Source organism: Candidatus Pseudothioglobus sp. Uisw_016 (assembly GCF_048087635.1).
GTDB lineage: Bacteria > Pseudomonadota > Gammaproteobacteria > PS1 > Pseudothioglobaceae > Pseudothioglobus.
In genome coordinates this window covers 963,088-980,204 of the sequence record NZ_CP159806.1, presented here as the reverse complement: position 1 = coordinate 980,204, position 17,117 = coordinate 963,088, and the positions used below count along the sequence as shown (strand labels likewise).

The following is a 17,117-nucleotide window of genomic DNA, read 5'->3' as shown; positions in this document are numbered from 1 at the left end:
TTTTATAAAAGATAGGAAACCAAAGGGCAGGCTTGTAATTCATGATTGATAGCATCAAGTTGTTTTCTACTTGTTGCAATAATCCTTATGGTTATTGAAACATATTTACCCTTAGAGCTTTTTTTGGTAGTAATTTGATTATCATGAAGCTGTCCAATATGGCTTTCAACTATAGCGCAAATAGTTTGCTTTAGGTCAGGCTGATTTAACCCAAAAATCTTAATAGGGTAGTCACAGGGGAATTTAAAAATATCATCATTATTTTTACTCACAAATGAAATTTTACCCATTAAAGTTACTCGTACTTAATTGTTAAGAATAAAATATAATTCTAATATTAAAAATAACAAGAGGCTTGAAATGATAGATGACTTAAATCCCAAAGAATTTCAAAATTATCTGAGTAATAATGACACTGTTCTTATTGATGTTAGAGAAAAATGGGAGTTGGATTTGTGCAAGATTGAGGGAGCAATTCACTGCCCCATGAGTACTATTGCTGAGTCATTTTCTGACCTTAATCCTGATGATACTATTGCAGTTTATTGTCATCATGGAATGAGATCAATGCAGGTTGCAAACTTTCTGATTTCGAAAGACTTTCAATCTCTAGTAAATCTTCAAGGTGGAATTGATGCATGGTCCAGAGAAATTGATCCTTCAGTTGATAGATATTAGGGACTTATTCTAAGCTATTAGTAATTAACTATCTATAATTTATTTATTTCTTAATACATCAAAAATTATGAATCAAATTGAACAAATGTTTACCCTTCAAAAGCAATTAAATGATGAGACAAATGGTGAGATATGGCTAACTGGGGTTACTCGAGAGAATAGAGAAATTTCATGGTATCGAGGGATTTATATGGAGGTAGCAGAGGCAATTGACTCTTTTAATTGGAAACACTGGAAAAATATTGATGACCAGCCAGACTGGGACAATATTAGAGTCGAGTTAGTTGATATTTGGCATTTTGTAATGTCTGAATCTATACGTATTAATGATCAAGAATATGCAAATAAATTTTTAATGCTTGAGCCTAAGGGTAGTTTTGATGTTGATATTTTGGTTGACTCTTTAGAAGAAATGTTGAGCTTATCTGTGGCTTCAAGTATTCAGTCAGAGACTAACAATATCCGTAAGATCACTGACTTATTTTTTACAATAATTTCCCATTTAGATATTAATATTGAGAATTTATACAAGCGTTATGTTGTTAAAAATCAACTGAATACTTTTAGGCAGCAAAATGGCTACAAAGATGGTTCATATATAAAAAATTGGGATGGTGTTGAAGACAATGTTGTTGCATTTGAAATTATGGATTCAAATCCATCAATTACGCCGTCTGATCTTTATAAAAAGTTAGATTCAAAATATTCTTTAATCAAATAAATATGAAAACTAATTCATCTTCAGTGAGGCTTACTGAATTCAGTCATGGCGCTGGTTGTGGCTGTAAAATTTCACCTAAGCTTCTTAAAGAAATTATAGGTACAAATATTAGTAGCTTTGTAGATCCAGGCTTATTAGTAGGTAATGAGTCGAGTGATGATGCTGCAGTCTATGACTTAGGTGATGGAAGGGCGCTTATTAGTACCACAGACTTTTTTATGCCAATTGTAGATGATCCTTTTGACTTTGGGATGATTGCTGGAAGTAATGCTTTAAGTGATGTCTATGCAATGGGAGGCCAACCACTAATGGCAATAGCAATATTTGGCTGGCCTACTAATAAACTCTCTGCAGATATTGGTGCAAGGGTCATAGAAGGTGGCCGTGAAATTTGTAGCCGCGCGGGAATTACATTGGCAGGTGGTCATAGTATTGACTCTCCAGAACCAATATTTGGCCTCTCTGTTTCTGGAATTGTTGATATTGATAAGCTTAAAAAAAATACAAGTGCACAAGTTGGTGATACTATTTTTTTAACAAAACCTCTAGGAATTGGAGTTTTATCAACGGCGCAAAAAAAGAAAGTAGTAAGCTCAGATGATCATATTATGGCTGTAAAGCAAATGTGCGCACTAAATGACATTGGCTCTAAAGTAGCTAAAATTTCAGGTGTTAACGCAGTGACTGATGTTACTGGTTTTGGTTTAGCAGGGCATTTGCTAGAGGTTTGCAGAGGCAGTAATGTTTCTGCAGAAATATATTTTGATAAATTACCATTATTACCAAATATTTTAAAATATATTGATGGGGGATGCGTTCCAGGAGGCACTGAGAGAAATTTTGATAGTTATGGCGAATCTATTTGCAAACTCTCTGATTTGGAGAAATCAATTATTTGTGACCCACAAACCAGTGGGGGTCTATTGATCACAGTTTCAAAAGAAGCCATGTCAGAATTTAATAAGCTACTAACTTCTAACAATATGAATATTAATCCAATAGGAAAAATTATTAAAACTAGTGATAATTCTGAATCTATTTTCTTAAGATGAGCAGCCTCGAAGAAATTAATAATTTTTCGCAAATTTTTAAAGATAACAAGCCCTTACTCGACATCAGAGCCCCCATTGAATTTGCTGAGGGATCTTTTCCAGGCGCTTTAAATCTTCCTCTGATGACTAATGAAGAAAGACATCAAATTGGTATTTGCTATAAAGATAAAGGCCAAGAGTCTGCAATTAAACTCGGACATGAGCTTTTAAAAGGGTCATTAAAAGAGCAAAGAATAGGCAATTGGCTTGATTTTGCTAATAAACATCCAACTGGCGCACTTTTTTGTTTTAGAGGGGGATTGCGCTCTAAAATTGCTCAAGAGTGGATTTATGAACAATCAGGAATTTCATTTCCTCGAATAAAAGGAGGCTATAAAGCGATCAGGTCATTTCTTATTGATGAGATGAGTCGAATTATAAATGAAAAGAAGCTCTTAGTTTTAGGAGGCCAAACGGGTTGTGGTAAAACATTGTTATTAAATGAACTTGATAACAGTATAGATCTTGAAGGATTTGCGAATCATAGAGGTTCTGCTTTTGGTAATGACGTAACTCCGCAGCCCAGACAAATTGACTTTGAAAACCAGCTAACTGTAGAGTTAATTAAGAAGGAAATTTATAATGTATTTTTAATAGAAGATGAGGGTAATAATATTGGCATGATACACATGCCAGATGCTATAAAAATTAAAGCACGCCAGTCTGATATTATTATCTTAAATGCAAGTCTTGAAGAGAGATTAAGTATTAGTTTAAAATCTTATGTCATTGATATGGCTCAAAAATTTATAGCTTTACATGGTGATTTTGGTTTTGAGCTTTATTCAAATTATTGGCTGAATTCTCTCTCCAAAATTCAAAAAAGATTAGGTGGAGATAGATATAAAATTCTTTTGAAGCAGTTAAATTTAGCGCTAATTAATCATCAAATAAATGAAGATTTAAATGACTATTTACCTCTTATTGAGTCGCTTTTAGTTGATTACTATGACCCAATGTATAACTATCAGATTGAACAGAAAAAACAAAGAATCATTTTTCGAGGCAATTATGAAGAAGTCACTAGTTATCTTAAAGAAAGTTAAGATTTAGAGGTAATTTCTATATCAGTTATTGGTCTTGATCGACATGCAAGGATTTCTCCTGGGGATAATGGAACAAGGCAGTCTTTATGAATAACGTCACCCTTTACAAGTCTTAATATGCAGCTTCCACAGTGACCTTGTCTGCAATTAAAATTTATTAAAACGTTGTTAGTCTCAAGCTCAGTTAATATTGATTCATCACCATACACATAGAGTGACTCTGTTTTTCCATTTATATTATCAACATTAATTTTAAACATTTAATGGGCAACATTTAGAGCTTAAAATCATCAAAATCTTGATCTTCTGCATCAATTGTATTATCAATAGCACTAACCAAATATGAAGTAATTTCAGTTTCTTGAGGAGCAACTTGAACATTGTCTGAATCTAACCAATGGTTGAGCCATGGAAGGGGGTTCGTTGTTTGCTCAAAGATAGGCTGCATATTTAATGCTGCCATACGATTATTAGTAATATATTCAAGATATTGTTTAAGAATTTCAGCATTAAGACCAATCATTGACCCGTCACGAAATAAATATTCTGCCCATTCTTTTTCTTGGTTTGCACCATCTTTAAACATCTCAATGACTTCTGCTTCGCACTCAATAGCAATTGCTTGCATATCTGGATCATCCTTACCATCACGCATTAAATTTAACATATGCTGAGTTCCAGTAAGATGAAGCGCTTCATCGCGGGCAATTAGTTTAATAATTTTTGCATTACCCTCCATTACCTTTCTTTCTGCAAAAGCAAAAGAGCATGCAAAACTTACATAAAAACGAATCGCTTCTAAAATATTAACTGACATAATAGTTAAATAAACTAGGCGTTTGAGTGAGTATAAGTTGATATTAATTGACTCACCATTAATTAAGTGTTCACCCTCACCATGAAGCAAATAGGCTTGAGTATGCTTAATTAATTTGTCATAGTACTTAGAGACACTAGTTGCTCTCTGGATAATTTCGTCTGTCTTCATTATTTCATCAAAAACAACACCAGGTTCATTCATAATTGCTCTAATAATATGGGTATAAGAGCGAGAATGAATTGTTTCAGAGAATGCCCAGGTTTCAATCCAATTCTCTAGTTCAGGCAGTGAAACAATTGGCAAGAAGGCTATGTTAGGTGAGCGTCCTTGAACCGAATCTAGCAAGATTTGGTACTGAAGATTGGAAATAAAAATGTGTTTTTCATTGGGCAACAACTTACTAAAGTCAATTTTATCCTTTGAAACATCTATTTCTTCAGGACGCCAAAAGAAAGAAAGTTGTTTTTCAGTTAGCTTTTCAAATATTTCAAATTTTTGTTGATCAAATCGGGCAACATTAACAGAATCCCCAAAGAACATTGGCTCTTTTAAGGTGTCATTTATTTCTTGATTAAAGATACTATAAGACATAATTATATTTTAGAGTTTGCAAACACCATCTTCACAATCATCATCTCCCTGTTTAGTATTATTTTGGTCATCACCAGAGCCATCTCTTGTCGTATGATAATAAAGCGTTTTAATTCCATACTTATAAGCTTTAAGTAAGTCCATTAAAAATAACTTCATAGGAACCCTACTGCCTTCGAATTGAGAAGGGTCATAATGAGTATTTGTTGAGATTGATTGATCCACGAATTTTTGCATAATCGCGCATAACTGAAGATAACCTTCGTTATCCTTTATGTCCCAAAGAAGCTCATATTTTTTATGAAGTTTTTCATATTCAGGAACAACTTGTTTTAATATTCCATCTTTTGATTGTTTTACCGATATAAAGCCTCTAGGAGGCTCAATTCCATTCGTTGAATTCGAGATTTGAGATGAACTTTCACAAGGCATTAATGCTGTTAGAGTTGAGTTTCTTAGGCCTTTAGATTTAATATTTTTTCTAAGTGTATCCCAATCTAACTCTAGATTTGTGGAGCAAAATGCATCAATATCTTTTTTGTAACTATCAATGGGCATTATGCCTTTTGCGTATTGAGTTTCAGAAAAAAGAGGGCAGGGACCAAGTTCTTCTGCAAGCTTGTTTGAAGCTTTTAAAGAGTAGTATTGTAGTGCTTCAAAGGTCCTATGAATTAAGTCATTTCCAGAACCATCTGAATATTTGGCATCATTTTTAGCTAAGTAATACGCTAAGTTTGTTACTCCAATACCAAGTGTACGTCGGTTGTTACTAGCAATCTCAGCTGATTTGAGAGGATAGTCCTGATAATCTAGTAACGAATCTAAAGAGCGGACAATAATTTCAGTAATGTCTTCAAGCTCATCAAGGCTATCTAACGCGCCTAGATTAACTGCAGAAAGAGTACAAAGTGCAACTTCACCTTTTTCATCTTGGACTGAAAACAGGGGCTTCGTTGGAAGCGTGATCTCCATACAAAGGTTCGATTGTCTGATTGGGGCATACTCTGGGTTAAAAGCACCATGAGTATTACAATGATCAACATTTTGAAGGTAAATGCGACCAGTATTTGCCCTTTCTTTCATGAACATTGCAAATAAGTCACGCGCTTTAATGGTCTCCTTTCGGATTGAGTCATCACTCTCGTATTTCTCATACAGTTTTTTAAATTTTTTCTGATCAGCAAAAAAAGAGTCATATAAGCCAGGAACATCATTTGGTGAGAATAGTGTGATATCAGAGTCTTTTAAAAAGCGCTCATACATTAATCCATTAAATTGAACACCATAATCAAGATGCCTAATTCTGTTTTCATCGGTACCAGTGTTATTTTTAAGCACTAATAGGCTTTCAACTTCAAGGTGCCATAGTGGATAAAATAACGTTGCGGCACCACCTCTAACACCACCTTGGGAACAGGATTTAACAGCAGTATGGAAGTGTTTAAAGAAAGGTATACATCCAGTATGAGTTGCTTCCCCACCTCTAATTGGACTTCCAATAGCTCTAATTTTTCCAGCATTTATTCCAATTCCAGCACGCTGTGAAACGTACTTAACAATTGCACCAGATGCAGCACTAATTGAGTCTAAATCATCATCAGTTTCAATTAAAACGCAAGATGAAAATTGACGCGTTGGAGTTCTAACACCAGCCATAATCGGCGTAGGAAGGGAAATTTTAAAGTTAGATGAGGCATCATAAAAGCGCTTTACAATATCAATTCTTGCTTTGCCTTTATACTCTTGGAATAAGCACATTCCAACGAGCATGTATAACATTTGCGGTGATTCATGAATATCACCAGTCACTCGATTTTGAACTAAATATTTACCTTCTAATTGCTTAACAGCAGCATAAGAAAACTTCATATCACGCCAGTGATCAATATAATTATTAAACTCTTCAAATTCAGATGCGTTATATTTATCAAGAATATCTTTATCGTATATACCTAATTTAGTCAGTTTTGTTACATGATCAATTAAAGAGGGGGGTGTAAAAGATTTGTAAGCCTTTTTTCTCAAATGAAAAATTGCTAATCGAGCAGCTAGATATTGATAATCAGGAACATCAGTAGAGATTAAGTCTGCTGCAGATTTAATAATTGTTTCATGGATATCTTCAGTGCGGATACCATCAAAAAAAGCTAATTGCGCATTAATTTCAACTTGCGAAACAGAAATATTATTGAGGTCTTGAGATGCCCAATGAACAACACGGTGGATTTTATCAAGGTCAATTGACTCTTTTGAGCCGTCTCTTTTAGTAACTAATATTTCTTGATCGACTGCATTGTCTTTTACAGCCTGTATTTCTTGACTCAAACCCTACTCCTGAAAGATGCACTACATTTAGTGCCTACGGATATAAATATACACTAAATATAGAATATAAATAATATAGATATAAGATTATTAAATAGATTGAGGATAAAAAAGAGCTAAGCAATTGAAAAAAAAGGAGAAATTACGCTATAAAATAATCAAAAAAAATAAAATATTAAGATTTAAATCTTGATACAAAAATTCCAGAGATAATTAGAACTAACGCCAATATATTACTTAAAAGAATATCTTCACCAAGTAGCAATGCTCCAAGGAAAAAAGCAACAACAGGGATTAAATAATTAATATTAGAAAGAAATGTTGCACCAGCAGAGTTGATAATAATGAAATAAACGAGAGCTGCAAGACCAGTGGGTAGTATTCCAAGAAGAATAAGACTGGCACCACTCAATAATGGAACGCCAGAAAAATCAATAAAAAATACGCCTGGCCATATGAAAAATGAGAGCGTGCTAGCAATTAATAATACACATGCACTGGATACAATAGGGTCATAAGAGGGCAACCGAGAAGCAATTATAGTATTAACTCCATAAGCACATGCAGCAGATAATACTAGTAAGATTCCAATCAACGTATTAGAACCATCTCTAAGTGAAGGACTTAATATAAATAACACACCAGATATCCCAATAACAAATCCAAATGCCTTATATCTATTTAGTTTATCATTAGGTAGAAAGAAATGCGCAAGAACAAGTGTAACTAACGGCATAATAGCCATCAACAATCCAGCCATCCCAGAAGTAATTGTTACTTGTCCCGTAGCAATTAGAAGATAAGGCAAAATATTACCAATTACAGCATAAACAATAAAATGAAGCCAAGGCGTAATAGATTTCGGAAATTTCTTTCCATAAAAGAAGGCAACTAACATCATAGTAATCGCACCAATAAATAATCTATAGCCGACGACTTGCTCAGGAGAAAAAAATAATAGTGAGCGATCAATTAAAAGAAATGATGATCCCCACATAAGCACGAGTAATCCTAAAAGCGAATAATTTCTTTTATTTACAGACATATCGAAGATAAAGGGACCAAGAAAAAAAAAGTGAAAAAAACCTGAAATAGCAGGGGGACTAAGACTGTTATTATCCACAGTAACTCTATTTAGGGTAATTTATGTTTAATATTAGTTGCAGATAATTTATTTAACATAATATAAATTATACGAAGTTAATAGGGGTTAAAGCTAGCAAAAATGACTAAATAACGGCAAATACTTGACTAAACATATAAAAATCAATGAGTTATATAATGGACTCGAAATTTGCCCATATACCGCATATCTATTACTTATACAATAACTTGTCTAGAAAAATAGTGAAAGTCTAAATTATAGAAGATATGGGAGTAGGGGGTAAAAGTATAGTAAATTAAGTAACAAAACTACCGAAAAGGTTGAAAACCTATTATTCCTTTATTCTTTTCTTAACAAACTTACCTGTAAGCCTGTATTTTTGACTTGGACTTTTAGGGCTATCTGGAATTGTTAGCTCTAGGAAGTTTTGATCAAGAAGCGGATTAATGATTGCTGTTTTAAACTTTGACTTATTTGACCTTTTTAAAATCTTCATCAACTCTAAAGCGCTGTTTTCTAATTTACATTTTTTTAGAATTTGAAGATGGTCCCTACTTAGTCCCTTCTTAGTCCCTTTATCCTCATTATTGCTTTCAGGGCTGTATAAAAAAGATAATTGCTCAACCTCCTCACCAATTTTTTTACTTCTCTTTATGTCCTTGGTCCAGTCTGCAGATTGCGTGATTTCTGGAGTCTCGGGCAATTGTTCTTTTTTTAGGAAACCAAACATTTATCAATTAGTAAGTTATTTAATTAATAGTCTTCTTAGTCGAATTATATAACTAGAAGGTTGCGCACATGTTGCTTTATTCTTAATTAGGACTCATAAAAACTGTTAATTGACCCTTTAGTGTCTAATATTAATGAGTCAATATTTGATCTAAAAATAGCTGTAATCTATCAGATTCTGCATGGTTAAAGAAGTTCTCAGGATTGTTTTCTTCGACTATTTGACCATCATCCATAAAAATAATTCTATCTGCAACTTTGCGTGCAAAGCCCATTTCATGGGTTACACAGATCATAGTAATACCCTCTTTAGCTAGTTCAACCATTACGTCTAAGACTTCAGAGATCATCTCAGGATCCAGAGCCGATGTTGGCTCATCAAATAGCATTATTTTTGGCGAAGTGCATAAAGACCTTGCAATAGCAACACGCTGTTGCTGTCCACCACTAAGTTGATTTGGATACTTCTCAGCTTGGTCCCTTATTCCTACTCTATCTAGTAATTTAAGCGCTTTATCTCTCGCCTCTTGCTTTGTTTCATTGTGTACCCATATTGGCGCAAGTGTTAAGTTATCTACGATTGTTAAGTGTGGGAATAGATTGAAGTGCTGAAATACCATTGCCACTTCACTTCTAATTTTTCTAATTTTTTGTGCATCATCTGTTAGTTCAGTGCCTGAGACCAGGATGCTTCCTTCTTGAAACTTTTCAAGAAAGTTAACACATCTTATTAGTGTTGACTTACCACTACCTGATGGGCCACATACCACTATTATTTCACCTTCTTTTACATTTAAATCAATATTTTTTAGTGCATGGAAGTCACCATACCACTTATTTAATTTTGATATTTCTATTATGTTTTTTTTATCAGTGCTCATCTTTATTAGCCTTTTTAATTTGTATTTTCAGTATTGAAGCGTAACTCTAGTTTTCTTGAATAGCGAGACATGGTATATAGTATAGCCCACATAACAATTGTAACGAAGACAAAGCCTTCAGTTTCCCTTCCAAGCCAATAAGGATCATTACTTGTTAGGTTAACCATTGCTAACATATCAAATAGCCCTATTATAAGAACTAATGTCGTATCTTTAAATAGTGATATTGAAGATCCTACTATATTAGGAATAGAAATTTTTAGTGCTTGTGGCAAGATAATTAATACATTTTTTTGGAAGTAACTTAGTCCAATTGCATCAGCCGCTTCATACTGCCCTCTTGGGATTGCTTGCAGCCCACCTCTGACAACCTCTGCAAAATATGCAGCTTGGAATAGCGCAATGCCTATAAGGGCCCTTAAGAGCTTGTCAAAATAATTTCCTGACTCTAAGAATAGTGGGAGTACAAATGAGGCCATGAAGAGGATTGTGATTAAAGGAACTGCTCTTATAAACTCAATAAATAGCGTGGAAAATAACTTAATTACTTTAAGGTTTGACTGCCTTCCAAGTGCAAGTAGCACGCCTATTGGAAATGAAACAATAATACCAACTGATGCAATAATAAGAGTTAGCAAGAGTCCACCCCATTGGTCAGTTGAAACTGGCATTAGAATCCCAAAGCCACCTGCAATTAACACGTAAGAAACTAGTGGGTATAGAATAATTAGTGATAACGTAACTCTATTCTTATGTTTATAGTGCTTTACCAATGGCACGATAACAAAAAGAAGCGCTGTTAATCCAAATACAATATTAGGCCTCCATGTCTCTGTGCGAGGATAGAAGCCATAGGTGTACATATATAGTTTTTCATAGATATAAGGCCAGCATGCACCTTCACGACCACAGTTCTGATTTGTTGCCATGGCTTCACTAAACTTGATATCAAAACCAAAAAGATTTACAGTGCCAAAGCTAAAGCTCGCATTAAATATCATCCAATCCAGTAAGGGAGGAATCATGATGTATAGCAAATAGAGTGAGGCAAGTGTAAGGGCACTATTAATCCAAGATGAAAAAAGGTTTGTCCTAAGCCATAAAACTGCCCCAATTTGAGAAATTGGTGGCTTCCTGGTTGATTGTTGATCAAATACCGACATAATTATCTTCCTTGTATTTCCATTTTTTTATTGACATAATTAAGCAATAAAGAAATAAACAGTGAGATTACTAGATAAACTAACATCGCCATAGCTAAAATTTCAACTGCTTGACCAACCTGGTTTAGGACGGTGCCTCCAAATGTACTCATTAATTCTGGATAGCCAATTACTGTGGCTAATGAAGAGTTCTTTGTTAAATTTAGGTATTGATTGATGGTGGGTGGAATTGCCACTCTTAATGCTTGTGGCAAAACAATCAGCTTAAGAGACTGAACTGGCGATAAGCCTATTGCAGCAGCAGCTTCTTTTTGGCCTTTGTCAACTGCCTCGATTCCGGATCTTATTGCTTCAGCAATATAAGTTGCGGTGTAGACACTCAATGCAAAAGTTAATGCTAAAAATTCTGGAACAACAGCCATGCCGCCTTTCAGATTAAATTTCCCTAGAACTGCATAATCAAATTGAAGTGGTGAGCCAACTAAAAAATAAACCATTACTGGTAAGCCAACTATTAAACCAAGTGAATACATCCAGGTGCTGGTATGTGTTCCTGTAAGCTCATGTTTCTTCTTAAAAAATTTCTTAATAAAATAAGCAGCAATGATTCCAATAATGAATGCTATGGCAACAAATATAAAACCATCCTCAGCAATTGGTTTTGGAAGGTATAAGCCTCGCTGATTAAGGAAGGCAATATCAAAAAATGCCAAGCTTTGTTTAGGGTGAGGGAAAACATTAATAAATAGGTTGTACCAAAAAAGAATTTGTAGCAGAATGGGTATATTTCTAAAGAGCTCAATATAGCCCCCCGCAAGTTTTGCAATTAGATAGTTATTAGAGAGCCTTGCAATACCAATTAACAGTCCAATTAGTGTAGATAGAATTATGCCAATAAATGCAACAACTAGGGTATTTACAAGTCCTACATAAAAAACAGTTAAATTTGAAGATTCTGGAGTGTAGTCAACGACAATATTGCCAAGGAAAGGCAAGATATCAAAGCCCGCCCTATTATTAAGAAAAGAAAATCCTGTTTGTATTCCCCTTGCTTCAATATTGTCAAAGAGGTTTCCTATTGCCGTATAAAAGAGTCCTACTACTAAAACAAATGTAATTACCTGGAAGAAAAAAGCTCTTACCTCATTGTTATAAAGTAAATCACGGAAGTTTGATCCTCTGTGTTTAGATTTACCAAGGGAGTCGAGGATAAGTTTTTTCATATTATGTAATAAATATTTGTTAAGAAATTTTACTAAAAAATGAGCTTTGAATTGATAAAAAAAGTAAAAAAAAACCAGCCTGCTAAAGTATAGCAGGCTGGTTTAAGTTCAATCTAGATAATTGCTTATCTAAATGGAGGTGAATAAAGGATACCACCTTGTGACCATAGTGCATTAACACCACGAGCAATACCAATTGGAGTATTTACACCAATGTTGCGCTCAAAGCTTTCAGAGTAGTTACCTACTTGCTTAATGATCTGGTAAGTCCAGTCTGAAGTCAAACCAACGTACTCATGAGTGCTTCCAGAACGACCCATTAAGCGCTCACGCTCAGGGTTGTTAGAAACCATATCAACAGTAGCACTAGTAACACCAATCTCTTCAGCAGTGATCATAGCGTTAAGAGACCATCTTACGATGTTAAACCACTGGTCGTCACCTTGACGAACAACAGGGCCTAAAGGCTCTTTAGAAATGATTTCTGGAAGTACAACGTGCTCAGAAGGATCGTTCGCACCAGCACGCATTGAATATAATCCAGATGCGTCAGTTGTTAGAACGTCACAACGACCAGCGTCATAGTTACTTAGAGTTTGAGCATTCGTGTCTGAAACAACAGAGTTGTAATCGATACCGTTTGCTTTACCCCAGTCAGCTAAGTTTAATTCAGTAGTTGTGCCTGCTTGAATACAAATCGCAGCTCCACCTAATTCCATAGCACTGGAAACACCTAGAGAAGACTTAACCATAAAGCCTTGTCCATCATAGTAGTTAACACCGGCAAAGTTAAGACCTAGTGAAGCGTCACGAGTAATTGTCCAAGTAGTGTTTCTAGACAACATATCGATCTCACCAGACTGAAGTGCAGTGAATCTTTCTTTAGCAGTTAGTGGTACAAATTTAACTTTAGTTGCGTCGCCAAGCGTTGCAGCAGCAACAGCACGACAAACATCAACGTCAACACCTGTCCAAGTACCTGAAGAGTCAGCTGAAGAGAATCCTGCAAGACCTTTAGATACGCCACAAGAAACGTGGCCTTTAGCTTGAACGTCGCTTAATGTAGAAGCTTGTACACCAAGTGCACCAACAACTAACAACGAAGCAGCAGTCAATTTTAGTAATTGTTTCATATATATCTCCTTAATGAGTTTCAAAGTATAACAATCCATCACAATTGCGCGAGGACTAGAGAAATTTTATCACTACTTAGCATCAAAATGCTAGTTATTTTTAAAATCAATTTACGCCTCTAAGGCTAATGAAATAGCGGTATTTTCAAAAATATTGTGGGATTTAATATAGAAATATTAGTAATAAATTCGTGAATTTAATTCAACTTTAATAGTTCATCTTAAGGTTTTTTTCTTGATGGATTTAGCTATATGTTAATAGTCATTATTTAAGAATACTAAATTTATAATTATTAATTTATGTATATAAAACAATAGCTTGAGTAGGTATTAGTTAATAAATACATGTGTTTTTTCTTCCTTTATTTATCAACTATAGGTATTTTATAACTGTAGTGGTATAAAATAACTAATATATACTTTAACTAACGAATCATAGTGAATAAAAAAACAACTGAATACCTTGCTTTAGTGCGGGAGAAAACTGGTTTTTCTGATTATAAAATTGCTAAGGAGTATGATATAAATCAATCTAACCTTAGTAAATATAGCTCTGGTAAGGCCGCTCTAAGTGAGACGCACGCCTGGTTATTTGCTAATATCCTTGAATTAGATCCATCTGAAGTGGTTGCAAATACTAAGTATGAACATGCAATAAATACTGGAAATAATTTGAAGGCTATATTTTGGCAGGAACAGCTTAATAAGATATTTTCTGAATCAGAGTCAATAAAAATCCAAATCGCTCAATTTAACCCTATTGTTGGAGATATTAAGGCTAACGCCCTGAGAATGTTAGATTTGATTAATGAGGCTCATGAAATTGGAGCACACTTAATTGTTTTTCCAGAGTTAGCTATTACTGGTTACCCTCCAGAAGATCTTTTGCTTAGAGATGGATTTATTAATCAAGTTAATGATGAAATCAGTAATTTATGCAATCTAGTTCCTTCTGCAATAACTATTTTATTTGGAGCGCCAAGTCAGTTAAATGAGTCTCTTTTTAATAGCGCTTTTTGTATTCAAAACAATCGAGTTATCCATATTTATAATAAACAAGAATTACCAAACTATGGCGTTTTTGATGAGAAGCGTTACTTTGCCTCTGGTGATGAGTCATTTGTATTTGAATGTCAGCAAACTAAAGTTGGCGTTTTAATTTGTGAAGATCAATGGATTGATGGTCCAATTGATAGGTTATGTCAATCTAATGTTGATATTGTGGTATCTCTTAATGCATCGCCCTTTCAATTAAACAAACAAAATGAGCGTATAGATATTTGCAAACGTTATGCGGTGAAGTTTGATCTTTCATTTATCTATGTCAATATGGTTGGAGGCCAAGATGAGGTTGTTTTTGATGGCAACTCTTTTGTTATTAATAATATTGGAGAGGTTACTCTTCAGTTGCCAGCATTTACAGAGGCGTCTTTACTTCATAACAGCACTAATTATCTACTTTCAGTTTTAAGTGAGGAGGAATCAATATACTCTGCACTTGTTTTAGCAACAAGAGACTATATTCATAAAAACTCCTTTGGAGGAGCCTTAATTGGCCTCTCTGGTGGTATCGATTCAGCTTTAACTCTTGCAGTTGCTGCTGATGCTATTGGTCCTGAGAATGTTCATGCAGTTATGATGCCCTACCAATTCACTTCTGATATGAGTCTTCAGGACTCTGAACTACAGGCACAAACCCAGGGAGTGCAGTTTTCAAATATTGATATTCACTCAATGGTCGATTCATTTAATTTTTCTCTCAATGATTTTTTTGAAAATACTTCTCCAGATTCGACTGAAGAAAACATTCAATCTCGTGTTCGAGGTACGCTTCTAATGGCGCTTTCAAACAAATATCATAAAATTGTTCTTGCAACGGGCAATAAATCAGAGATGGCAGTTGGCTATGCGACCTTATATGGTGATATGTGTGGCGGCTTTGCTCCACTTAAAGATATTCCCAAAACAATGGTATATAAGCTTTCTAGATATAGAAACACAATTTCTCCAGTTATTCCTGAGCGTGTTATAACAAGACCGCCTTCTGCTGAGCTTGCGCCTAATCAAGTTGATCAAGATACGCTTCCTTCTTATGACGTTTTAGACGATATTTTAAAGAGATTTGTTGAATTAAAGCATTCTGTAGCTCAAATTACTGAGCAAGGGCATAGTCTTGAGGTTGTTAATAAGGTTACTTCTATGATCCTTAGAAACGAATACAAGAGGCGTCAATCTGCTCCTGGGCCTAAGATAAGTGGCAATGCATTTGGTAAAGAAAGAAGATATCCAATGACATCAAAGTTTAAGCCTTAATTTTCTAATTCTCAAAAACCTTTAAAAGTCCTGCTACCTTGTGTTTTGTTTCAGCTAATTCTTTTTCAGGTATTGAGTCATATACTATTCCAGCTCCTGCTCTAAAACTTAAAGCATCTCCTTCTTGGATGAAGCTACGAATAAGGATGTTGAAATCCATCTTGCCGTTTTGACTTATATACCCAACTGATCCTGTATAGGCCTCTCTCGGCATCTGCTCTAGTTCATTAATGATCTCCATGCAGCGCACTTTTGGACACCCTGTAATAGTTCCTCCTGGAAATAGAGCTCTAACAATCCCTTTAATGCCAATATTATCACGAAGTTTTCCTTTTATATTAGAGACAATATGATGTACAAATGGATAGGTCTCTAGAGTCATTATTTCGTTAACAAAAACGCTGCCATACTCGCATACCCTTCCCATGTCATTTCTCTCTAAATCAAGAAGCATTACATGCTCAGCAATTTCTTTAGGGTGATTTATTAGGTTATCTTTTTGAGTTTTATCTAAATCACCCTTTCCCCTGGGATGAGTTCCTGCAATAGGTCTTGTCTCAAGAGTTTTATCATTTACACTAAAAAGCCTTTCTGGAGAAGAGGAGATTATGCTGAAATTTTCATATTGAATTAGAGCAGAAAAAGGCGCTGGATTAGCCTTTTTTAGAGCATTATAGATTATTGCTGAATCTGTAATTTCTGTTAGTTGATATTGCCATTTTCTTGACAGGTTAACCTGAAAAACATCCCCTGCAACAATATAATCTAAGCTACTTTTAACGCCATCAATAAATTTACTTTCAACCTCTTCAGATTGACTGCCTTTAATTCTTTGTGTTGGAGTTTTATCAAGGCGCTTAATATCAGATAATATTGAATTAATACGGGATTGGTTATTATCTTGATCAATAATGAAAGTTTTGTCTAGTTTGTGGTCTACAATTATTGCTGATGGCACTTGAACTGCATAAGCTATTGGTAGTTTTGATTTATGCAATTTAGAGGCTAAAGTTGACTCAATCTGGCCTATCAGCTCATATGAGAGATAAACAAACCATCCTCCAATAAAGGGGAGGTCAGAATCTAACATAGTTGATTTACTTTTGTCTTGAAGTTCTTTTAAAAAATCAAAGTCAGAAAAATCCTTAAGAACAATATTTTCACCAGGAAAGGCAAACAATATTGAGTACCTGTTGTTTTCGTTGTGGTTAACGCTTTCAAGTAAGAAAGGGTAGCGGCCTTTATTGAGATAACAAAAAGAAGTTAAATCTACTTTTTGTATTTCTAATATTTCCACT

General features: G+C 34.6%; 16 protein-coding genes. 5 read left to right on the top strand and 11 right to left on the bottom strand.

Annotated elements, in window-relative coordinates; all coding sequences use genetic code 11:
* Positions 1-2 precede the first annotated feature (2 nt).
* On the bottom strand, positions 3-290 hold the full coding sequence (locus ABXT69_RS04930) for a YbeD family protein (RefSeq protein ID WP_416677061.1): 288 nt from the start codon (positions 288-290) through the stop codon (positions 3-5).
* A 70-nt stretch (positions 291-360) separates the two neighbouring features.
* Between ABXT69_RS04930 and ABXT69_RS04925 the strand changes: the two genes are divergently transcribed.
* The 4 genes from ABXT69_RS04925 (at position 361) to mnmH (ending at position 3,536) form a co-directional block, all read left to right on the top strand.
* Positions 361-678: a rhodanese-like domain-containing protein gene (locus ABXT69_RS04925; RefSeq protein ID WP_416677060.1), complete on the top strand. Its 318-nt coding sequence runs from the start codon at positions 361-363 to the stop codon at positions 676-678.
* 67 nt (positions 679-745) lie between these two features.
* Positions 746-1,399 (top strand): dUTP diphosphatase, encoded by a 654-nt coding sequence (locus tag ABXT69_RS04920; protein WP_416677059.1) that lies wholly within the window; start codon positions 746-748, stop codon positions 1,397-1,399.
* Positions 1,400-1,401: 2 nt separating this feature from the next.
* Positions 1,402-2,451 (top strand): selenide, water dikinase SelD, encoded by a 1,050-nt coding sequence (selD, locus tag ABXT69_RS04915; protein WP_416677058.1) that lies wholly within the window; start codon positions 1,402-1,404, stop codon positions 2,449-2,451.
* Positions 2,448-3,536: a tRNA 2-selenouridine(34) synthase MnmH gene (gene mnmH / locus ABXT69_RS04910; protein ID WP_416677057.1), complete on the top strand. Its 1,089-nt coding sequence runs from the start codon at positions 2,448-2,450 to the stop codon at positions 3,534-3,536. The genes selD and mnmH overlap by 4 nt, the downstream gene beginning before the upstream one ends.
* Here mnmH and ABXT69_RS04905 read toward each other — a convergent pair.
* From ABXT69_RS04905 to ABXT69_RS04865, 9 genes are all read right to left on the bottom strand, one after another.
* The gene (locus tag ABXT69_RS04905) at positions 3,533-3,796 is read right to left on the bottom strand and encodes a 2Fe-2S iron-sulfur cluster-binding protein (RefSeq protein ID WP_416677056.1); all 264 of its coding nucleotides are present in this window, start codon (positions 3,794-3,796) and stop codon (positions 3,533-3,535) included. The two genes, mnmH and ABXT69_RS04905, sit on opposite strands and share 4 nt — an antisense overlap.
* Before the next feature lie 14 nt (positions 3,797-3,810).
* A complete protein-coding gene (nrdB, locus tag ABXT69_RS04900) occupies positions 3,811-4,947 on the bottom strand; it encodes a class Ia ribonucleoside-diphosphate reductase subunit beta (protein WP_416650764.1) in 1,137 nt (378 codons plus the stop codon).
* Between the two features lie 9 nt (positions 4,948-4,956).
* On the bottom strand, positions 4,957-7,272 hold the full coding sequence (gene nrdA / locus ABXT69_RS04895) for a class 1a ribonucleoside-diphosphate reductase subunit alpha (RefSeq protein WP_416677055.1): 2,316 nt from the start codon (positions 7,270-7,272) through the stop codon (positions 4,957-4,959).
* Between the two features lie 175 nt (positions 7,273-7,447).
* Positions 7,448-8,317, bottom strand: a complete 870-nt coding sequence (locus ABXT69_RS04890) for a DMT family transporter (RefSeq protein WP_416679556.1) — start codon at positions 8,315-8,317, stop codon at positions 7,448-7,450.
* A gap of 391 nt (positions 8,318-8,708) precedes the next feature.
* Positions 8,709-9,107 carry a Fic family protein gene (locus tag ABXT69_RS04885; RefSeq protein ID WP_416677054.1) on the bottom strand — a complete coding sequence of 133 codons (399 nt, stop codon included), beginning with the start codon at positions 9,105-9,107 and terminating at the stop codon, positions 8,709-8,711.
* 130 nt (positions 9,108-9,237) lie between these two features.
* Positions 9,238-9,987: an amino acid ABC transporter ATP-binding protein gene (locus tag ABXT69_RS04880; protein WP_416677053.1), complete on the bottom strand. Its 750-nt coding sequence runs from the start codon at positions 9,985-9,987 to the stop codon at positions 9,238-9,240.
* Between the two features lie 14 nt (positions 9,988-10,001).
* Positions 10,002-11,150, bottom strand: coding sequence for an amino acid ABC transporter permease (locus tag ABXT69_RS04875; RefSeq protein WP_271558605.1), 1,149 nt, complete (start codon positions 11,148-11,150; stop codon positions 10,002-10,004).
* Positions 11,151-11,152: 2 nt separating this feature from the next.
* A complete protein-coding gene (locus ABXT69_RS04870; protein ID WP_271558606.1) occupies positions 11,153-12,373 on the bottom strand; it encodes an ABC transporter permease subunit in 1,221 nt (406 codons plus the stop codon).
* Positions 12,374-12,498: 125 nt separating this feature from the next.
* Positions 12,499-13,506, bottom strand: coding sequence for an amino acid ABC transporter substrate-binding protein (locus tag ABXT69_RS04865; RefSeq protein ID WP_271558607.1), 1,008 nt, complete (start codon positions 13,504-13,506; stop codon positions 12,499-12,501).
* Positions 13,507-13,944: 438 nt separating this feature from the next.
* On the opposite strand from ABXT69_RS04865, the gene ABXT69_RS04860 reads away from it, so the two are divergent.
* Entirely contained in the window at positions 13,945-15,819 is a 1,875-nt protein-coding gene (locus ABXT69_RS04860; RefSeq protein ID WP_416677052.1) for an NAD+ synthase, read from the top strand.
* Between the two features lie 4 nt (positions 15,820-15,823).
* Here ABXT69_RS04860 and ABXT69_RS04855 read toward each other — a convergent pair whose 3' ends face one another.
* Positions 15,824-17,116, bottom strand: coding sequence for an aminodeoxychorismate synthase component I (locus tag ABXT69_RS04855; protein WP_416677051.1), 1,293 nt, complete (start codon positions 17,114-17,116; stop codon positions 15,824-15,826).
* Between the last annotated feature and the right edge of the window lies 1 nt (position 17,117).

Coding starts and splice junctions, on each gene's coding strand:
- ABXT69_RS04880 (WP_416677053.1), bottom strand. CDS start 9,987: ATGAGCACTGATAAAAAAAACATAATAGAAATATCAAAATTAAATAAG.
- ABXT69_RS04920 (WP_416677059.1), top strand. CDS start 746: ATGAATCAAATTGAACAAATGTTTACCCTTCAAAAGCAATTAAATGAT.
- ABXT69_RS04905 (WP_416677056.1), bottom strand. CDS start 3,796: ATGTTTAAAATTAATGTTGATAATATAAATGGAAAAACAGAGTCACTC.
- ABXT69_RS04870 (WP_271558606.1), bottom strand. CDS start 12,373: ATGAAAAAACTTATCCTCGACTCCCTTGGTAAATCTAAACACAGAGGA.
- ABXT69_RS04930 (WP_416677061.1), bottom strand. CDS start 290: ATGGGTAAAATTTCATTTGTGAGTAAAAATAATGATGATATTTTTAAA.
- selD (WP_416677058.1), top strand. CDS start 1,402: ATGAAAACTAATTCATCTTCAGTGAGGCTTACTGAATTCAGTCATGGC.
- ABXT69_RS04875 (WP_271558605.1), bottom strand. CDS start 11,150: ATGTCGGTATTTGATCAACAATCAACCAGGAAGCCACCAATTTCTCAA.
- ABXT69_RS04890 (WP_416679556.1), bottom strand. CDS start 8,317: ATGTCTGTAAATAAAAGAAATTATTCGCTTTTAGGATTACTCGTGCTT.
- nrdB (WP_416650764.1), bottom strand. CDS start 4,947: ATGTCTTATAGTATCTTTAATCAAGAAATAAATGACACCTTAAAAGAG.
- ABXT69_RS04925 (WP_416677060.1), top strand. CDS start 361: ATGATAGATGACTTAAATCCCAAAGAATTTCAAAATTATCTGAGTAAT.
- mnmH (WP_416677057.1), top strand. CDS start 2,448: ATGAGCAGCCTCGAAGAAATTAATAATTTTTCGCAAATTTTTAAAGAT.
- ABXT69_RS04865 (WP_271558607.1), bottom strand. CDS start 13,506: ATGAAACAATTACTAAAATTGACTGCTGCTTCGTTGTTAGTTGTTGGT.
- ABXT69_RS04885 (WP_416677054.1), bottom strand. CDS start 9,107: ATGTTTGGTTTCCTAAAAAAAGAACAATTGCCCGAGACTCCAGAAATC.